Origin of the sequence: Kingella sp. (in: b-proteobacteria), assembly GCF_030527935.1 — a bacterium.
Lineage (GTDB): Bacteria > Pseudomonadota > Gammaproteobacteria > Burkholderiales > Neisseriaceae > Kingella_B.
On sequence record NZ_JAUMZV010000014.1, the window covers coordinates 1 to 17168 of the forward strand.

Annotated in this window: 15 protein-coding genes; 4 read left to right on the plus strand and 11 right to left on the minus strand. The window is 52.2% G+C overall.

Annotated features, from left to right (window positions below):
• Nucleotides 1-318: 318 nt before the first annotated feature.
• Nucleotides 319-2592, plus strand: a complete 2274-nt coding sequence (gene nrdA, locus Q4A85_RS05895) for a class 1a ribonucleoside-diphosphate reductase subunit alpha (RefSeq protein ID WP_303108494.1) — start codon at nt 319-321, stop codon at nt 2590-2592.
• Nucleotides 2593-2609: 17 nt separating this feature from the next.
• Nucleotides 2610-3173: a hypothetical protein gene (locus Q4A85_RS05900; RefSeq protein WP_303108496.1), complete on the plus strand. Its 564-nt coding sequence runs from the start codon at nt 2610-2612 to the stop codon at nt 3171-3173.
• Between the two features lie 215 nt (nt 3174-3388).
• Here the strand turns inward: Q4A85_RS05900 and asd are convergent, their stop codons facing one another.
• The 6 genes from asd to Q4A85_RS05930 all read right to left on the minus strand — a co-directional run bounded on the left by asd (nt 3389) and on the right by Q4A85_RS05930 (nt 6609).
• Entirely contained in the window at nt 3389-4279 is an 891-nt protein-coding gene (gene asd, locus Q4A85_RS05905) for an archaetidylserine decarboxylase (RefSeq protein ID WP_303108497.1), read from the minus strand.
• A gap of 273 nt (nt 4280-4552) precedes the next feature.
• Entirely contained in the window at nt 4553-5155 is a 603-nt protein-coding gene (locus tag Q4A85_RS05910; protein WP_303108499.1) for a tetratricopeptide repeat protein, read from the minus strand.
• Nucleotides 5152-5394 carry a hypothetical protein gene (locus Q4A85_RS05915; RefSeq protein WP_303108501.1) on the minus strand — a complete coding sequence of 81 codons (243 nt, stop codon included), beginning with the start codon at nt 5392-5394 and terminating at the stop codon, nt 5152-5154. The genes Q4A85_RS05910 and Q4A85_RS05915 overlap by 4 nt, the downstream gene beginning before the upstream one ends.
• A 20-nt stretch (nt 5395-5414) precedes the next feature.
• Entirely contained in the window at nt 5415-6083 is a 669-nt protein-coding gene (locus tag Q4A85_RS05920; protein ID WP_303108503.1) for a class I SAM-dependent methyltransferase, read from the minus strand.
• Between the two features lie 18 nt (nt 6084-6101).
• Complete coding sequence (locus tag Q4A85_RS05925) at nt 6102-6287, minus strand: DUF3460 family protein (RefSeq protein ID WP_303108505.1); 186 nt, start codon at nt 6285-6287, stop codon at nt 6102-6104.
• 100 nt (nt 6288-6387) lie between these two features.
• A complete protein-coding gene (locus Q4A85_RS05930) occupies nt 6388-6609 on the minus strand; it encodes a hypothetical protein (protein WP_303108506.1) in 222 nt (73 codons plus the stop codon).
• A gap of 257 nt (nt 6610-6866) precedes the next feature.
• Here Q4A85_RS05930 and Q4A85_RS05935 point away from each other — a divergent pair, with 257 nt between their 5' ends.
• Complete coding sequence (locus Q4A85_RS05935; RefSeq protein WP_303108508.1) at nt 6867-9710, plus strand: 2-oxoglutarate dehydrogenase E1 component; 2844 nt, start codon at nt 6867-6869, stop codon at nt 9708-9710.
• Nucleotides 9711-10117: 407 nt separating this feature from the next.
• A complete protein-coding gene (gene odhB, locus Q4A85_RS05940; RefSeq protein WP_303108510.1) occupies nt 10118-11320 on the plus strand; it encodes a 2-oxoglutarate dehydrogenase complex dihydrolipoyllysine-residue succinyltransferase in 1203 nt (400 codons plus the stop codon).
• On the opposite strand, the gene Q4A85_RS05945 is transcribed toward odhB, so the two are convergent.
• From Q4A85_RS05945 to Q4A85_RS05965, 5 genes are all read right to left on the minus strand, one after another.
• Nucleotides 11274-11438, minus strand: coding sequence for a hypothetical protein (locus Q4A85_RS05945; protein ID WP_303108512.1), 165 nt, complete (start codon nt 11436-11438; stop codon nt 11274-11276). The genes odhB and Q4A85_RS05945 overlap by 47 nt on opposite strands.
• 376 nt (nt 11439-11814) lie before the next feature.
• On the minus strand, nt 11815-14190 hold the full coding sequence (locus Q4A85_RS05950) for a phosphoketolase (protein ID WP_303108514.1): 2376 nt from the start codon (nt 14188-14190) through the stop codon (nt 11815-11817).
• Nucleotides 14191-14364: 174 nt separating this feature from the next.
• Nucleotides 14365-15561 carry an acetate kinase gene (locus Q4A85_RS05955; protein WP_303108516.1) on the minus strand — a complete coding sequence of 399 codons (1197 nt, stop codon included), beginning with the start codon at nt 15559-15561 and terminating at the stop codon, nt 14365-14367.
• A gap of 166 nt (nt 15562-15727) precedes the next feature.
• On the minus strand, nt 15728-16594 hold the full coding sequence (locus Q4A85_RS05960) for a DUF808 domain-containing protein (protein WP_303108518.1): 867 nt from the start codon (nt 16592-16594) through the stop codon (nt 15728-15730).
• 85 nt (nt 16595-16679) lie between these two features.
• Nucleotides 16680-16916 (minus strand): hypothetical protein, encoded by a 237-nt coding sequence (locus tag Q4A85_RS05965; protein WP_303108519.1) that lies wholly within the window; start codon nt 16914-16916, stop codon nt 16680-16682.
• Nucleotides 16917-17168: the final 252 nt, after the last annotated feature.

Consider the following 17168-nt stretch of genomic DNA (forward strand, 5'->3'; position numbering starts at 1 on the left):
CATTTTAAAACAATTGGTAAGAAGTAATTTATCCTAGTTATCTAGGACAGCCCCTATCTTTTTTGTAACAGCCAATTTTTGGGCAGCCTGAAAGCGTAAGTAACCCATTCAAAACACGCCATTTTTGGATAACCGCCCTTGCTGGCGCAAATGAAGCAAAACGTTATTATTTGAATGCAAAACAATCGTTTATGATGTAAAGAATTTTGTCAATATGTTCAGACAGCCTGAAAATTTGTAAAATTTGCCCACTCAATAAACACACCAAAATGCCGAATTTAAACTCGGCATTTCGCATTTTTGTAGGGAGAAGCACACATGACCGACAACATGAAAGTAACCAAACGCGATGGTCGGCTTGAAGCCATTGATTTGGACAAAATCCACCGAGTTGTAACATGGGCAGCCGAAGAATTGGACAATGTGTCCGTGTCGCAAGTGGAGCTGAAATCGCACATCCAGTTCTACAACGGCATTCGCACCGATGACATCCACGAAACCATCATCAAATCCGCTGCCGATTTAATCTCGGAAGACACGCCCGATTATCAATATCTTGCTGCGCGGCTGGCGATTTTTCACCTGCGCAAAATTGCCTACGGCGAATACACCCCGCCGCATTTGTTTGCCCATGTGCAAAAAATGGTGGCATTGGGCAAATACGATGCCCATCTGCTGCAAGACTACACCGAAGCCGAATACGATGAAATCAACGCCTATATTGACCACGAGCGCGATTTAACCTTCTCCTACGCGGCGGTTAAGCAGCTGGAAGGCAAATATTTGGTGCAAAACCGCGTAACGCGGCAAATCTTTGAAAGCCCACAGTTTTTGTATATGTTGGTGGCAATGTGCCTATTTGCCAAATATCCCAAAAACACGCGCTTGGATTATGTGAAACGCTTTTATGATGCCGTTTCGCAATTCAAAATTTCGCTGCCCACGCCGATTATGAGCGGCGTGCGCACGCCCACGCGCCAATTTTCCAGCTGCGTGTTGATTGAATGCGATGACAGCTTGGACAGCATCAACGCGACCACATCATCCATTGTCAAATACGTTTCCCAACGCGCGGGCATCGGAATCAACGCGGGGCGCATTCGCGGCTTGGGCAGCGAAATTCGCGGTGGCGAAGCGCAACACACGGGCTGCATTCCGTTTTTCAAAATGTTTCAGGCTGCCGTGAAGTCGTGTTCACAAGGCGGCGTGCGCGGCGGCGCGGCAACGCTGTTCTACCCGCTGTGGCACATTGAAGTGCAAAGCCTGCTGGTGTTGAAAAACAATCGCGGTGTGGAAGAAAACCGCATCCGCCAGTTGGATTACGGCGTGCAAATCAACAAATTGATGTACACGCGCTTGATTAAAGGCGGCGACATCACGCTGTTCTCGCCACATGAAACCCCTGGCTTATACGAAGCCTTTTTCGCCGACCAAGACGAATTTGAACGCCTTTACGTTCAATACGAAAACGACCCAAATATCCGCAAAGAAACCATCAGCGCGGCGGATTTGTTCTCCATCTTAATGCAGGAACGCGCAGGCACGGGGCGCATTTATGTGCAGAACGTGGACCATTGCAACACACACAGCCCGTTTGACCCGAAAGTTGCGCCTGTGCGCCAGTCTAATCTGTGCTTGGAAATCACGCTGCCGACCAAACCGCTGAACAACATCAACGATGAAAATGGCGAAATCGCGCTGTGTACGCTGTCTGCGTTTAATTTGGGCGCATTGGAAAATTTGGACGAATTTGAAAACTTGGCCGACCTAGCCGTTCGCGCCTTGGATGCGCTGCTGGATTATCAAGATTACCCCGTGCCCGCCGCGCACAAAGCCACCATGAACCGCCGCACGCTGGGCATTGGCGTGATTAACTACGCTTATTATTTGGCGAAAAACGGCGCGAAATACAGCGATGACAGCGCAATCGGCTTAACCCATCGCACCTTTGAAGCGATGCAATATTATTTGCTCAAAGCATCGGTAAACCTAGCCAAAGAATATGGCGCGTGCCCGCTGTTTGGCGAAACCAATTACGCCAAAGGCATTTTGCCGATTGACACCTACAAAGCCGATTTGGACAAATTCTGCACCGAGCCTTTGCATTACGACTGGGAAGCCCTGCGCGCCGATATTGTTAAATATGGCTTGCGCAACAGCACGTTAAGCGCGTTAATGCCCAGCGAAACCAGCAGCCAAATCGCCAACGCCACCAACGGCATTGAGCCACCACGCGGCTTGGTAACCATTAAGCAATCCAAAGATGGCATTTTGAAACAGGTTGTGCCCGAGTTTGAACGCCTGAAAAATCAATACGAAACGTTGTGGCAAATGGGCGGCAACGATGGTTATTTGAAACTGGTGGGCGTGATGCAAAAATTTGTGGATCAAGCCATTTCTGCCAACACCAGCTACGACCCCAAACGCTTTGAGGGCGGGCGCGTGCCGATGAACCAAATGCTCAAAGATTTGCTCTCGGCATACAAATACGGCGTGAAAACGCTGTATTACCACAACACGCGCGATGGCGCGGATGATAGACAGTCGGATTTGCAAGATGATGATTGCGCGGGCGGGGCGTGTAAGATTTAGTTTCAGGCTGCCTCAAAATGAAATTTCTCAATTTTAATTACAAAGGGCAGGTATTTGATTTATCACATCTTGCCTCTTTTTATTGTGAGTATATTCAACCAGCAAGCGCATCTTCTGATGAGAAAATTTATCGTTGTATTGTAGAGTTTAGCGGGCATTGTTTTACTAAGTCGCCCAACCAGCGCAAAGGCGAAACTCTTGCCAGCTATGAGTCCGAATTGCATTATTCTCTTGCAACTGAAACGCGAATTTTTTGTTTTGAACGGCATCGCTATTCTTTGCAATTACCGCAAATAATCAAAGAGCTTGCTAATAGAAAATGCTTTTTCACTTCGGCAGACGATAAATTTTTAACCATAGAAGTACAAAACGAAGAGGGTAAAACAGTTGATTATGAAATTTATTTTTCGTTGAAAAAATCAAAAGAAAAACAATGCGATATTCATCTGTTTATCAATAGTGCATACATCCGTAGCGATGATTACAAACCAGTTAATCATCCCATTCGTCGTAAATCTATTTCATTTTTTGTTTTGCTTCACAATACGCTGACTAATAAACGCATCAAAAAACCATGCTAAAAAAATACGCCCCTGAAACTCTCAGGGGCGTTTGTACAGGCATCGCTTTATAACTGCTCTTGGGCTAGTAGCCAAATTGGCTGGATAAACGCTGAATTAAATTCAAGCCTGCTCACACGTTTTATTGGATGTGGATTTTACTTTTATTGTTGTGTTTCATCAACTCTATTTTTCAGGCTGCCTTTGGTGTCATGCAATAGGCAGCCTGAAAACGTTTAATTCACCGTGCCCAGAAGTTCGCCTACGCGAGTTTCGGCATTTTCTTGCAGGCGCGCATCCAGCGTGATGGTGTTGTGGGGGAAAAGGTTGATAACGGTTGAGCCGAGCAAGAACGCGCCCATTTCGTCGCCTTTGTTGAAGCGGATGGCTTGCTCACCGTCGGTGGGGTAATCCCATACGCGCACGGTTTCGCTGCGTGGCGGGTTGATGATGCCTGCCCATGTTGTGCGGATGCTGGCGGTGATGGTGGCGCCAACGAGAATTTGCACCATTTTGCCAAAGGCGGTATCAAACACGCAAATTACGCGCTCGTTGCGGGCGAATAGGTTGGGGATGTGTTGGGCGAGAAAGGGGTTCACGGAATAGAGTTCCCCCGGCACATAAACCATTTGGCGCAAGGTGGCGGCGCAGGGCATATGCACGCGGTGGTAGTCGCGGGGGGAAAGGTAGGTGGTGATGAATGTGCCGTTGGCGAATTGGGCGGCGAGTTCGTGGTCGCCTGCGAGCAGGTCGGCTAGCGTGAAGCTGTGTCCTTTAGCTTGCAGCAGTTGGTTGCCGTGGATTGCGCCGCTTTGACTGACGCGCCCGTCGGCGGGCAGGGCGATTTGTTTGTCGCCTGATACGATGGGGCGTGCGCCGTCTTTTAGAGCGCGGGTGAAGAATTGGTTGAAGGTGGGGTAGTCGCTGGGGTTGGGCTGGGCGGCTTCTTGCCAGTTGATTTGGTAGGCGCGGGCGAATTGTTTGATGATGAAGTGGGTGGCTGCGCCCCATTGTTGGTTGGCAATCCAGCCTGCTAGGCGGGTGAGCGCGTGTTGGGGGGTCAGGTAATGCAGAGCGAGTTTGATGCGTTGGCGGGCGGTGGGTTTGGGGTAGAGTTGGTGGGGCATGGGGGTTCCTTGTGGGCAGGGGAACGTGGCGGGTGGTGTCCTAAAAAGTATGCTGCACCGCTGTCCCCTTTCCCGCTGGCGGGGGAGGGTTAGGGTGGGGGTGGCTGTTTAATCCACCTACCACCCCCATCCTAGCCTTCCCCCGCCAGCGGGGGAAGGAACAGATGACAGGATTTTTAACCCATACTGCTTGCTATCAACCATAATCAAGCCAGCATACTTTTTAGGACACCACCTTATTTTTCAGGCTGCCTTATAGCTTTGCGCGTGGGTTTACAAGCCCATTTCGTCTAGCTTGGCGAGTGCGTCTTTGGCATCTTGGTTGTCTTGGGCTTGGGCTTTGTTCCACCAATGCCGCGCGTGGGTGTATTGCTTGGCGTTGGCGTAGAGCACGCCAAGGTTGTATTGGGCGGGGGCGTGTCCTTGCAGGGCGGCGGCTTCGTACCAATCGGCGGCGGTGTCGGTGTCTTGTGGCACGCCGTTGCCTTGCACATAAAGCGAGCCGAGTTGGTATTGGGCATCGTCTATGCCGTATTCGGCGGCGCGTTGCCAGTAGTGGGCGGCTTTTTCGGGGTTGGGTGTGCCGATTTCTTCGTCCATCAGCAAGTAGCCGAGATAGTGTTGCGCGGGGGGGATGTCGTTGTCGGCGGCTAGGGTGCAATAGGCTAGGGCTTTGGCGGCATCGGGTTCGGTGCCTTGCCCATTGTGGTACATGATGGCTAGGTTGAACTGGGCTTGGGCATCGCCTGCATCGGCAAGCGGTTGCCATGCGGCGAGCGCAGTGGCGTAGTCGCCGTTTTGGTAGGCAGTTAGGGCTTCGTCTTGGGCGGCGTGGTTTTTGTCGGTTTCGTGTTGGGTTTGGGGTTCGGTGGTCATGGTGGGCTTTCGTTTTGAGTGGGAGAAATGGGGGAGTGTTGCAAGTGGTGTGCCAGTTTTGGGGTGGGGGTTGAATAGGCAGCCTGAAAAACCAAAAGATTGGTGTAACGATGTGGCGCAGTAGGCAGCCTGAAACCTTTGCGCAGCCCGCAAGCGATGGCATCAAAGGTTCGCCGATATTGCCAACCAATACAGCTCCATTGAATAAACCATTTGGCGACGAGCCGTCGCCGCTCCATTTTGGTTTTCAGGCTGCCTATTATTTTTTCAGCAGCAAGGTCAAACCATCGCCCAGCGGCAATGTGAGCGGGATGATGCGATTGTCGCGCGGTAGGCTGGCGTTGAATGTTTGCAAAATGGCTTGGCTGGCGGGGCTGCGTTCGTTGGTGGGCTGGATGATGCGCCCGCCCAGCAATAGGTTGTCGATGGCGATGATGCCGCCGCTGCGGATGAGTTTCAGGCTGCGTTCGTAGTAATGCGGGGTGGGCGGCTTGTCGGCATCGATGAATATCATGTCGTAGCTGCCTGCTTTGCCTTGGGCGATGAGTTCGTCCAGCGTGATGATGGCGGGTTGCAGGTGCAGCGTGATTTTGTGGGCGATGCCTGCGCGTTGCCAATATTGTTGCGCGATGGCGGTGTGGGTTACGTTGATGTCGCAGCAAGTGAGTTGTGCGCTGTTGGGCAGGGCGAGCGCGATGGCGGTGCTGCTGTATCCTGTGAACGTGCCGATTTCTAGGTAATTTTGCACGCCCATCAGCCGCGCCAGCCATGCGAGCAAGGCGGCTTGCTCGGGGGCAATCGCCATTTTGCCAAGGCGGTGCGCTTCGGTGTGGGCGCGGATTTGGGCGAGTATGGGATGCTCGGGTTCGCTGATTTGGCTCAGATAGGCGAGTAAATCAGGAGTGAACTGGGGGGCGTGGACGGTCATTGACTTTCAGGCTGCCTGTTAATCGGCTTGGTAGGTGTAGGGCTTTTTGGCGATGCGCGATTCGGCAAAGGCTTGTTGCTCATCGGCATTGAGTTCCACATCCCACAGCAGCTGGCGGTTTTTCAAGCGTTGCTCGGCTTCTTCCGCGTGTTGCGCGATAAATTCGTTTAAAAATTGGGTGGCTTCGGATTGGTAGTTATACATGGCGATTCCTTTTATATGGATGAATAGGCAGCCTGAAAGCTGGTTGATAAACAAAAACAGCGGTATTTTACTGGATTATTGCGGATTTGTTTACGCAAGTTTACGAAAGCGTTTTCAGGCTGCCTATTGCTGTGCCGATGTAAAGGCAGCCTGAAAGCCCATCATACCGTTTCAGGCTGCCGATTAGTAAACAGCCATCGCACCAAACAATAAGCAGCCTGAAAACGAGTAACGCTATTTCAGGCTGCCTATTGATAAACACCCATCGGCCAACCCAATAGGCAGCCTGAAAACAACCCCAGCCCCACCCGCCCCACCCCATTGTGTTTACAAAATCTCACACCGCCCCACCCCGCGCAACCCGCATCAACACAAGCCCATCCCGCCCATTTCCGCCCCAATCCCCATTTCAGGCTACCTGCCCCTTACATAACTTCACAAAAAAGCATTACAATACACTACATCAGGCAAAGGCAGCCTGAGAAGCTGTATTCATTATTTGCGTAGGTAGATTTGATGACATAAAAGCGTGGATACAGGTTCTAAACCCCAACCCTTGCCCACAAAGGACAACGTGCAATGAAAGAAGCCCGCAATTTCTCCTACCTATTCGGTTCAAACGCGCCCTACATCGAAGAACTCTACGAATCCTATCTGGATAACCCCCAATCCGTTGAAGAAACATGGCAACGCTATTTTGCCAGCCTAGCCGCCACAGGCAGCGGCGCAAAAGACGTTGCCCACCGCCCCATCCAAGCATCCTTTGCCCAGCTTGCCAAGCACCCACGCCGCGCAAGCCGCAGCAGCGCAGGCTTGGATGAAGCCATGCTCAAAAAACAAATCGCCGTGCAACACCTGATTACCAACTACCGCATCCAAGGCGCAGATGCCGCCGATTTAGACCCGCTCAAACTGCGCCACCCCCGCCCCGTGCAAGGCTTGCAGCCCGAAGAACACGGGCTCACCGCCGCCGACATGACCGTACCCTTTGGGCTAGGCGATGGCGATTTTGCCGTGGGCGGTTCAGATAAACTGCCGCTCTCTGAAATCATCAGCAAGCTCAACCGCACCTATTGCCAACACATCGGCGTGGAATATATGCACATCGGCAGCCGCGAAGAACGCCTATGGATACGCGACCGCTTTGAACACGATTTATCCACCCCCCATTTCAGCGCAGACGAAAAACGCTACATACTCAAACAAATCACCGCCGCCGAAACGCTAGAACGCTATTTGCACACCAAATACGTTGGGCAAAAACGCTTCTCGGTAGAGGGCGGCGAAAGCGCGATTGCAGGCTTAAACTATCTCATCCAAAACGCCAGCAAAGACGGCGTAGAAGAAATCATCATCGGCATGGCGCATCGCGGGCGGCTCAATGTGCTGGTGAACGCGCTGGGCAAAAAACCTGCCGATTTGTTTGCCGAATTTGAAGGCAAGCAAGACATCAAATTCCCCAGCGGCGACGTGAAATACCACAACGGTTTCAGCTCCAACATCGCCACACCACACGGCGCGGTGCACGTTTCGCTGGCGTTTAACCCATCGCATTTAGAAATTGTGAACCCCGTGGTGGAAGGCTCGGCACGCGCCAAACAACGCCGCCGTGGCGAAAAAGGCACCGCGCAAGTGTTGCCCGTGTTGATTCACGGCGACAGCGCGTTGATTGGCTTGGGCGTAAACCAAGCTACCTTTAACCTATCGCGCACCCGTGGCTACGGCACAGGCGGCACAGTCCACATGGTGATTAACAACCAAATCGGTTTCACCACATCCGATACCCGCGACACCCGCTCCGCCGTGTATTGCACCGACATCGCCAAAATGGTGGAAGCCCCCATTTTCCATGTAAACGGCGACGACCCCGAAGCCGTGTGCTATGTGATTCAGGCTGCCTTAGACTACCGCCGCACATTCCACAAAGACGTGGTGGTGGATGTGGTCTGCTTCCGCAAGCTGGGGCACAACGAGGGCGACGACCCCACGCTCACCCAACCGCTGATGTATCGCGCCATCGCCCAACACAAAGGCACACGCGCCCTATACGCCGAAAAACTGGTCAGCGAGGGCGTGATAACCGCCGAGCAAGCCGAGGGCTTTGTTACCGCCTACCGCGAAGCGTTAGACAAAGGCGAACACGTTGAACTCACTCGCCTAACTGACTACGAAAACAAATACCGCGTGGATTGGAACAAATACCAAGGCAAAGACTGGCGCGAAAAAGTGGAAACAGGCTTGCCCGCCTCCGACATCGCGCGTTTGGCAGAAAAATTCACCGCCGTGCCCGACAACTTTGGCTTGCACAACACCGCCAAGCGCGTGATTGAGCAGCGCAAAGCGATGGCAAAAGGCGAGCAGCCGCTGGACTGGGGCATGGCAGAAACCATTGCCTACGCCAGCATGGTTACCAACGGCACGCCCGTGCGCATTTCGGGCGAAGATTCAGGGCGCGGCACGTTCTCGCATCGCCACGCCGTGTTGCACGACACGCAACGGCAAAAACACGACTTGGGCATTTACACCCCGCTGGAACACATGGCGGAAAACCAAGCATCGTTTACCGTGATTGACAGCATTCTCAACGAAGAAGCGGTGTTGGCGTATGAATACGGACACGCTTGCTCTGCGCCCGAGCAGCTCACCATTTGGGAAGCGCAGTTCGGCGATTTTGCCAACGGCGCGCAAGTGGCGATTGACCAGTTTATCTCGTCTGGCGAAACCAAATGGGGGCGGATGTGCGGTTTAACCGTTATCCTGCCGCATGGCTACGATGGGCAAGGCCCCGAGCATTCATCGGGGCGATTGGAGCGTTGGCTGCAACTGTGTTCCGAAGAAAATATGCAAGTGATTATGCCCAGCGAAGCCGCGCAAATGTTCCATATCTTGCGCCGCCAAACGCTGCGTTCTTACCGCAAGCCGTTGGTGATTTTTATGTCCAAACGCTTGCTGCGCTTTAAAGATTCCACCAGCCCGCTGGCGCAGTTTGTGGAAGGCACAGCGTTCCGCCCTGTGATTGGCGATGGCTTATCGCGTGATAATAAAAACGTGAAGCGCGTGATTGTGTGCGCGGGGCAAGTGTATTACGACCTGCTGGCAGGGCGCGCCGAACGCGGTTTGGACAACGAAATCGCCATCGTGCGGCTGGAACAGCTTTATCCGATGCCGTATGCGGAATTAGCCGCCGAGTTGGCAAAATACCCCAACGCGCAGCTGATGTGGGCGCAAGAAGAGCCGAAAAACCAAGGCGCGTGGTATCAAATTCGTCATCGCTTGGAAAATGTGTTGGCGGATGCGGGTTGCGCGGGCAAACCTTGGCAGGTTGTCGCGCGCCCTGCTAGCTCTTCGCCAGCGGTGGGCTATAGCAGCTTGCATGTGGCGCAATTGAAGCAGTTGGTGGAAGATGCGTTGAAATTGGATTGATGGGCTGTTTAGGCAGCCTGAAAACGAGTTGAGCGACTTTGCGCGAAGCCAAACCAGCATTGGAACAGACGTTTTCAGGCTGCCGATAATCAGCCATTCTGCGCTAGCATCCATCTTTATAAACACACATAGGCAGCCTGAAACCTATTAGCAGCCTGAAAACCATATCAAGGCAGTCTGAAACCCTATCTGAAACCTTTGCAAAACCTAAAACGCCATAAGAAATAGTAAATTCTCCGTCATTCCCGCGCAGGCGGGAATCTTGGTTGAGTTTATGCAATAGATTGTTTTATAAGATGATTTTTGAATATCAAACAAGATTCCCGCCTACGCGGAAATGACGGCATTTCTTGTGTTTCAGGCTGCTGTTAGGGGTTTTGCAAAGGTTTCTATCTTGGAGACAAATCATGATTATTGAAGTAAACGTACCCGTATTCGCCGAAAGCATCACCGAAGGCACTTTGCTCAAATGGTATAAAAAAGTGGGCGAAAGCGTTGCTCGCGATGAAACGCTAGTAGACATTGAAACCGACAAAGTGGTGCTGGAAGTGCCTGCGCCGCAAGCGGGCGTGCTGGTGGAAATCATCGTGCAAGATGGCGAAACCGTTACCACGCAGCAACTGCTCGCCAAAATTGACACCGAAGCCGCTGCCACGCAAGCCGCGCCTGCTGCTGATGCCGTTCAGGCTGCCCCTGCTGCTCCCGCATCGGCACAAGCCGCATCCAACAGCCAAGCAGGTGTTGCCATGCCTGCCGCTGCCAAGCTCGCCGCCGAAAAAGGCGTGGACGTGAGCCAAATTCAAGGCTCGGGGCGCGATGGTCGCGTGTTAAAAGAAGACGTGCTCAACGCGCCTGCCGCGCCCAAAGCTGCGCCCGCCGTTCAGGCTGCCGTTGCCCTGCCCTTGGGCGACCGCTCCGAGCAGCGCGTGCCGATGAGCCGTTTGCGCGCGCGGGTGGCGGAACGTTTGCTGGAATCGCAAGCGCAAAACGCCATTTTGACCACGTTTAACGAAGTGAACATGAAGCCCGTGATGGATTTGCGCGCCAAATACAAAGACAAATTTGAAAAAAACTACGGCGTGAAGCTGGGCTTTATGTCGTTCTTTGTGAAAGCCGCCGTTGCCGCACTGAAAAAATACCCGATTGTGAACGCATCGGTGGATGGCAAAGACATTGTTTATCATGGCTATTTTGACATCGGCATCGCCATCGGCAGCCCGCGCGGCTTGGTTGTGCCCATTTTGCGCGATGCCGACCAAATGAGCATTGCCGACATTGAACGTGCCATCGCCGATTACGCCACCAAAGCCAAAGATGGCAAAATCGCGATTGAAGACTTAACAGGCGGCACATTCAGCATCACCAACGGCGGCACATTCGGTTCCATGATGTCCACGCCGATTATCAACCCGCCACAATCCGCCATTTTGGGCATGCACGCCACCAAAGAGCGCGCGGTGGTGGAAAACGGCGAAATTGTGGTGCGCCCGATGATGTATCTCGCGCTGTCCTACGACCACCGCATCATTGACGGCCGCGAAGCCGTGCTCACGCTGGTTACGATTAAAGAATTGCTGGAAGACCCCGCGCGTCTGGTGTTGGATGTTTGATGTTGCGCGGTGAATAAAAGGCAGCCTGAAACTGGGGTACTGGTTTCAGGCTGCCTTTGGTGTTGACAGCGATATAGGCAGCCTGAAACCTTTGCCCAAACCTAAGTAGGTCGGGCATTTATGCCCGACGTTTTTAAATTTATAGCGTATTAAGAACCTGTATTCACTATTTCCATAGGCAGATTTTATGAAATAAAAGCGCGGATACAAGGCAAAAAGCGCAGCAAGGTTGGACACCTTGCGAGCATTTTTAACGCAGTAGCCACGTTTTTAGGGCATAAAAGATGTCTATGGAAATAGTGAATACAGGTTCTAAAATAAATGCGTGAGTATTTGTCGGGCATAAATGCCCGACCTACTAAACAACAGTAAACCTTTATTGCAAATCCTTCGCTCAAAGCAAAGGCAGCCTGAAAACGAGCGTAGTGAGTTTCAGCGAAGCTAAAACAGCATCTAAAAACGTTTTCAGGCTGCCTACTCTTTTTCAGGCTGCCTTATTTTGCCAACGGCTGCCATTTCCATTCCGCCACTTCGGGAATGTCCTTGCCGTGTTCGCGGATATAGCTACGGTGGAACGCAATGGTTTCGTCCATCTTGTTGGCAAAATCCGCCGCTTTTTCGCCGTAAACCGCTTGCGCCGCGTCTTTGGCAACGTGGAATCTGTCCATTTCCGACAACACGCGCATATCAAACGGCGTGGTGATGTCGCCATTTTCGCGGTAGCCGTGAATGCGCACATTGTGGTTGTGGCGCGGGAAGAAAATATCGCGCACCATGTTTTCATAGCCGTGGAAGCAGAACACAACAGGTTTGTCACGGGTAAACAGGGCATCAAACGCTTCATCGCTCAAGCCGCGCGGGTCAATGCTGGGGTGGCGCAGTTTCAAAATATCCACCACATTGATAAAGCGGATTTTCAGCTCGGGATAATGCTTGTGCAGCAAGTTCACCGCCGCCAACGCTTCCATGTTTGGCTCTGTGCCCGCCGCCGCCATCACCACATCAGGCTCGCCATCGTGGCAAGTGGATGCCCATTCAATCACTTTGTAGCCTTCGCGCACCAATTCTTTGGCTTCGTCCGCGCTGTAAAACTGCGGGCGCAAGTGTTTAGACGACACGATTAAATTGATACGGTCGCGCGAAGTTAAGGCTTCACTCATCACCGCCAACAGCGTGTTGGCATCGGCGGGCAAATATTCGCGCACAAATTCGGGCTTTTTCTCTGCCAAATGGGTGAGCAAGCCAGGGTCTTGGTGGGTGTAGCCATTGTGGTCTTGCTGGAACACGGTGGAAGTGGCAATCAAGTTCAGCGATGGATAATCCTTGCGCCAAGGCGCGTGGGTTTTGCATTTGCGCAACCATTTGAAATGCTGGGTAATCATAGAATCCACCACGCGCAAGAACGATTCGTAGCTGGCAAAAAAGCCATGTCGCCCCGTCAAAACGTAGCCTTCCAAAAAGCCTTCGGCTTGGTGTTCCGATAATTGCGAATCAATCACCCGCCCAACAGGCGCAATCCATTCGTCATACGCCGCATCGCGCACGCCCAGCCATTGACGGTTGGTTACTTTAAACACTTCGTTCAAGCGGTTGGATTTGGTTTCATCTGGGCCAAAGATGCGGAAATTATCGGGGTTGGCGGTAATCACATCCGCCATCAAGCGTCCGCACTCAATCATATCTTGCGCGTCTTGGCTACCGGGGGTGCCAATTTTTAGCGCGTGTTTCGTCCAATCAGGCATCACTAGGGCTTTGGGCGCAACGCCACCATTGGTAATCGGATGCACCGACATCCGTTTCGCGCCTTTGGGCGAAATCTCGCGCCATTTGTCCAAAAAGCGACCGTTGTCGTCAAACAATTCTTCTGGGCGATAGCTGCGCAGCCATGCTTCCAGCGCATCAGCGGTGCTCATATCGTGCGAATTGGTGGGAATGGGCACTTGGTGGGCGCGAAAGCCACCTTCAATCGGCTCGCTGTTCCATGTTTTCGGACCTGTCCAGCCTTTGGGAATCCGCGCCACCAACACAGGCCAGCGCGGCATGGTGGCTTGGTCTGCGCTGCGGCTGCGTGCATCTTGCCAAATCGCCAAAATGCGCTCCACCGCTTCATCCAATTTTTGCGCCATGATGGCGTGGCTATGGGCAGGGTCGATCACTTCCACAAAAATCGGCTCCCAGCCCATACCGTTGAAATATTGGGTTAATTCGGCATCGGTTTTACGCGCCAAAATGGTGGGGTTGTGGATTTTGCCGCCGTTCAAATACAAAATCGGCAACACTGCGCCATCGTTCACAGGGTTGATAAATGTGTTGCCAAACCAGCCTGCGCACAACGGCCCTGTTTCCGCTTCGCCATCGCCAATCACCGCAGCGGCGATGATATGGGGGTTATCCAACACCGCGCCAAAAGCGTGCGATAAGGCGTAGCCCAATTCGCCACCTTCGTGGATAGACCCAGGAGTTTCAGGCGCGGCGTGCGAAGCGATGCCACCGGGGAACGAGAAGATTTTGCACAGTTTTTTTAATCCCGCTTCATCTTGCGTGATTTCGGGGTAGATGTCGGTGTAGCTGTGGTCAAGATAGGAATTGGACACCATCACTTGCCCGCCATGCCCCGGCCCTTCAATGTAGAACATATCCACATCATATTTGTTGATGGCGCGGTTTAAATGGGCATAGATGAAATTTTGCCCTGGCACGGTGCCCCAATGCCCGATAGGGTGCGCTTTCACATCGTTTGCCGTTAGCGGTTTTTTGAGCAATGGGTTGTCTTTTAAATACATTTGCGCGGCGGAAATGTAGTTGGCAGCGCGCCACCAAGCATCTACTTTGGCAAGGTATTCGGGAGTATCAAATTGCGTGTTTTGCATATTTTTCTCTTTCTATCGTTGTTTACAATGGATTACGGTGTGCAATCATACTCTCTTTGTCTGTGTTTTTGTAATAAAACTAGAATAGTTTGCGCATAAATTGCGCATAAACAAAGGCAGCCTGAAAACTAAATTTCAGGCTGCCTTAATGATGCTTATACCGGCGTGATTAAATTACAAGCCAGACAAACGCGCGGTGTCGTGTGCAATCATCAATTCTTCGTTGGTGGGGATGACTACGCCAGCCACAGGGCTGTTTTCGGCGGTGATGTAGCCACCATTGCCAAAGCGTGCGGCTAGGTTGCGCTCGTGGTCGGCTTTCAAGCCCAAAAATTCGCAGTATGCCAACACTTTTTCGCGGATAACATTGGAGTTTTCGCCGATGCCGCCTGTGAACACCACGGCATCCACACCGCCTGCGGCAACTGCCATAGCGGCAACGTATTTCGCCAAGCGGTAGGAGAAAATTTCCAACGCCAATACTGCGCCTTCGTGTCCTTTTTCGGCGTTTTCTTCAATGGTTCGGCAGTCGTTAGACAAGCCTGAAATGCCGAGCAAGCCGCTTTCTTTGTTCAACATATCGGTAATTTGTTGGATGTTCATGCCTGCGTTGTTTGCCAAGAATGAGAACACGCTGGGGTCAATGTCGCCAGAGCGTGTGCCCATTACCAAGCCTTCCAATGGGGTTAAGCCCATGCTGGTATCCATACATTTGCCATTGCGCACGGCAGCGATGGATGCGCCGTTGCCCAAGTGGGCGATGACCAGTTTCAGGTTGCTGCTGTCTTTGCCCATAAAGCGTGCGGCTTCTTCGGCAACAAAGCGGTAGCTGGTGCCGTGTGCACCGTAACGGCGCAGACCCAAATCGGTGTAGTATTTGCGTGGGATGGCGTAGGTGTAGGCGTGTTCGGGCATGGTTTGGTGGAATGCGGTATCAAACACGGCAACATTGGGCAAGCCCACGAAGTATTTACGCGCGGCGTGGATGCCGAGCAAGTGCGCGGGGTTGTGCAAAGGCGCGAGCGGAACGCATTTTTCAATGCCTGCGATGACTTCATCTGTAATCAACACCGAGTCGCTATACAATTCGCCGCCGCTTACCACGCGATGACCGATTGCGCCCACTTTTTCATACAGCCCCAATTTTTTCAATTCTGCCAACAGGGCTTCCACCGCACCTGTGTGGTTGGGCGCGTGTGCCAATTCAACACGCTCTTTTTCGCCGTTTACTTTGAACGTGATGTAGGCATCGGGCAAGCCCATTTTTTCTGCCAAGCACGTCATCAACACGTCGCCGTTGTCGTTGTTTAATACCGCGCCTTTGAGCGATGATGAGCCGCAGTTCAATACCAAAATCAGTTTATCTGTCATGATTGAGATGTCCTTAATAAAAAGTCGTGAAGTTAATCGGGCGCACGCCCAAAAAAACCTGCGCATTCTAGCATGAAAAAGCCCCCAATATTGGGGGTTTTCGTTTTACTGATTTTCAGGCTGCCTTTTGTTGCGCTACATTGCCGCTAATCGATTTTCAGGCTGTCTAATGCTTCTTGCCCAACATTTTGCCCAACAGCAACACCACCGCGCACGCCGCCGCCCCTACCACAATTCCCACGCCAATGGTAAAGCCCGTATCCGCCAAAAAATTATTCCAATGAAAATGATGCAGCCAAGCGACGTTGTGCACAAAAATCCCGCCGCCCACCATAAACATCGCCAGCGTGCCCACCACGCTCAACCCGCGCATCAGCCAAGGCACAAAGCGCACCAAGCCCTTGCCCAGCCATTGCACTAATTTGCTCGGCTTGCGCATCAAATGAAACCCCAAATCATCCATTTTCACAATCATCGCCACCAAGCCATACACCGCCACCGTCATCCCCACGCCCACCAGCGACAACGCCACCACCTTGCTCAGCATCGTAGCCTTGCCCATGCTATCCATCGCGCCCAACGCCAAAATCACAATCTCCGCCGACAAAATAAAATCGGTGCGAATCGCGCCGCGTATTTTTTCTTTTTCCGAATTTAATGAATCGGTTACGATTGGTTTCTCCGTATGGTCATCCTGCGGCAAAATTTTGTGCAACAGCTTTTCCGCGCCTTCAAAACACAAATACGCACCGCCAATCATCAGCAAAGGCGTAATCCATTTGGGCGCAAACGCCGCCAGCAGCAGCGCAATCGGAATCAAAATCACCTTGTTCACCAGTGAGCCTTTGGCAACTTCCCACACAATCGGGATTTCGCGCTCCGCCGCCGCGCCCGTTACTTGGTTGGCATTCAACGCCAAATCATCGCCCACCACGCCAGCGGTTTTCTTGGCGGCGACTTTGGTCATCAACGCCACATCGTCCAGCACGGATGCGATGTCGTCCAACAAGGTAAAAAGAGAAGCTAATGCCATCGGGATTCCTATTTCAGCAAGATAATGAAAGGGCAGGATTATATTTTTAGGCAGCCTGAAAGTCTATGATGCGTTGGGCGAGGCATCAGCGGGTAAACACGTTTTCAGGCTGCCTTGATGCGCGGATATTAGGCAGCCTGAAACGAAGTCCAAGCCACGCCACGCATCTATTTTCAAGCTGCCTAATCGCGTGAACACATACAGCCCAAAAGGCAGCCTGAAAATCGGATAGCAAAATGGCAATCACCCAATTCATCCCACCATCAACCCAATTCTTTGCCAGCGCACGGCTTGCAAGCAAGCCGTAGGGAACGCGGGGCAAACATTTCAGGCTGCCCAACCTTCGCGCCCGCGTTCAAAGTTTCAGGCTGCCTTGTTGTACGAATAAAAGGCAGCCTGAAACCTTTGCAAAACCCCTAACAGCAGCCTGAAACACAAGAAATGCCGTCATTCCCGCGTAGGCAGGAATCTTGTTTGACATTAAGAAACTCATGTAAAAACAATCCATTGCAAAAATTTCACCAGGATTCCCGCCTACGCGGGAATGACGGAGAATTGACCCTTTCTTGTTTCA

Coding starts and splice junctions, on each gene's coding strand:
- nrdA (WP_303108494.1), top strand. CDS start 319: ATGACCGACAACATGAAAGTAACCAAACGCGATGGTCGGCTTGAAGCC.
- Q4A85_RS05900 (WP_303108496.1), top strand. CDS start 2,610: ATGAAATTTCTCAATTTTAATTACAAAGGGCAGGTATTTGATTTATCA.
- asd (WP_303108497.1), bottom strand. CDS start 4,279: ATGCCCCACCAACTCTACCCCAAACCCACCGCCCGCCAACGCATCAAA.
- Q4A85_RS05910 (WP_303108499.1), bottom strand. CDS start 5,155: ATGACCACCGAACCCCAAACCCAACACGAAACCGACAAAAACCACGCC.
- Q4A85_RS05915 (WP_303108501.1), bottom strand. CDS start 5,394: ATGGAGCGGCGACGGCTCGTCGCCAAATGGTTTATTCAATGGAGCTGT.
- Q4A85_RS05920 (WP_303108503.1), bottom strand. CDS start 6,083: ATGACCGTCCACGCCCCCCAGTTCACTCCTGATTTACTCGCCTATCTG.
- Q4A85_RS05925 (WP_303108505.1), bottom strand. CDS start 6,287: ATGTATAACTACCAATCCGAAGCCACCCAATTTTTAAACGAATTTATC.
- Q4A85_RS05930 (WP_303108506.1), bottom strand. CDS start 6,609: ATGGGGTGGGGCGGGTGGGGCTGGGGTTGTTTTCAGGCTGCCTATTGG.
- Q4A85_RS05935 (WP_303108508.1), top strand. CDS start 6,867: ATGAAAGAAGCCCGCAATTTCTCCTACCTATTCGGTTCAAACGCGCCC.
- odhB (WP_303108510.1), top strand. CDS start 10,118: ATGATTATTGAAGTAAACGTACCCGTATTCGCCGAAAGCATCACCGAA.
- Q4A85_RS05945 (WP_303108512.1), bottom strand. CDS start 11,438: ATGCCCGACCTACTTAGGTTTGGGCAAAGGTTTCAGGCTGCCTATATC.
- Q4A85_RS05950 (WP_303108514.1), bottom strand. CDS start 14,190: ATGCAAAACACGCAATTTGATACTCCCGAATACCTTGCCAAAGTAGAT.
- Q4A85_RS05955 (WP_303108516.1), bottom strand. CDS start 15,561: ATGACAGATAAACTGATTTTGGTATTGAACTGCGGCTCATCATCGCTC.
- Q4A85_RS05960 (WP_303108518.1), bottom strand. CDS start 16,594: ATGGCATTAGCTTCTCTTTTTACCTTGTTGGACGACATCGCATCCGTG.